General features: G+C 52.3%; 1 rRNA gene. It reads right to left on the bottom strand.

Annotated features, from left to right (window positions below):
• Window positions 1-19: 19 nt before the first annotated feature.
• Window positions 20-1565 (bottom strand): 23S ribosomal RNA (locus BMY68_RS29485); the annotation flags it as partial.

Raw genomic sequence — 1565 nt, 5'->3', positions numbered from 1 at the left:
CAAATTGCTTGGGTGTTATATGGTCAAGCCTCACGGGCAATTAGTATTGGTTAGCTCAACGCCTCACAGCGCTTACACACCCAACCTATCAACGTCGTAGTCTTCGACGGCCCTTTAGGGAACTCAAGGTTCCAGTGAGATCTCATCTTGAGGCAAGTTTCCCGCTTAGATGCTTTCAGCGGTTATCTTTTCCGAACATAGCTACCCGGCAATGCCACTGGCGTGACAACCGGAACACCAGAGGTTCGTCCACTCCGGTCCTCTCGTACTAGGAGCAGCCCCTCTCAAATCTCAAACGTCCACGGCAGATAGGGACCGAACTGTCTCACGACGTTCTAAACCCAGCTCGCGTACCACTTTAAATGGCGAACAGCCATACCCTTGGGACCGGCTTCAGCCCCAGGATGTGATGAGCCGACATCGAGGTGCCAAACACCGCCGTCGATATGAACTCTTGGGCGGTATCAGCCTGTTATCCCCGGAGTACCTTTTATCCGTTGAGCGATGGCCCTTCCATACAGAACCACCGGATCACTAAGACCTACTTTCGTACCTGCTCGACGTGTCTGTCTCGCAGTCAAGCGCGCTTTTGCCTTTATACTCTACGACCGATTTCCGACCGGTCTGAGCGCACCTTCGTACTCCTCCGTTACTCTTTAGGAGGAGACCGCCCCAGTCAAACTACCCACCATACACTGTCCTCGATCCGGATAACGGACCTGAGTTAGAACCTCAAAGTTGCCAGGGTGGTATTTCAAGGATGGCTCCACGCGAACTGGCGTCCACGCTTCAAAGCCTCCCACCTATCCTACACAAGCAAATTCAAAGTCCAGTGCAAAGCTATAGTAAAGGTTCACGGGGTCTTTCCGTCTAGCCGCGGATACACTGCATCTTCACAGCGATTTCAATTTCACTGAGTCTCGGGTGGAGACAGCGCCGCCATCGTTACGCCATTCGTGCAGGTCGGAACTTACCCGACAAGGAATTTCGCTACCTTAGGACCGTTATAGTTACGGCCGCCGTTTACCGGGGCTTCGATCAAGAGCTTCGCGTTAGCTAACCCCATCAATTAACCTTCCGGCACCGGGCAGGCGTCACACCCTATACGTCCACTTTCGTGTTTGCAGAGTGCTGTGTTTTTAATAAACAGTCGCAGCGGCCTGGTATCTTCGACCGGCATGGGCTTACGGAGCAAGTCCTTCACCCTCACCGGCGCACCTTCTCCCGAAGTTACGGTGCCATTTTGCCTAGTTCCTTCACCCGAGTTCTCTCAAGCGCCTTGGTATTCTCTACCCAACCACCTGTGTCGGTTTGGGGTACGGTTCCTAGTTATCTGAAGCTTAGAAGCTTTTCTTGGAAGCATGGCATCAACCACTTCGTCACCTAAAAGGTAACTCGTCATCAGCTCTCGGCCTTAGAACCCCGGATTTACCTAAGATTCCAGCCTACCACCTTAAACTTGGACAACCAACGCCAAGCTGGCCTAGCCTTCTCCGTCCCTCCATCGCAATAACTAGAAGTACAGGAATATTAACCTGTTTTCCATCGACTACGCTTTTCAGCCT

The sequence above is a fragment of the Pseudomonas sp. NFACC41-3 genome (genome assembly GCF_900109505.1).
GTDB classification, from domain to species: Bacteria; Pseudomonadota; Gammaproteobacteria; order Pseudomonadales; family Pseudomonadaceae; genus Aquipseudomonas; species Aquipseudomonas chlororaphis.
This window is presented reverse-complemented; position numbering and strand designations above follow the sequence as displayed.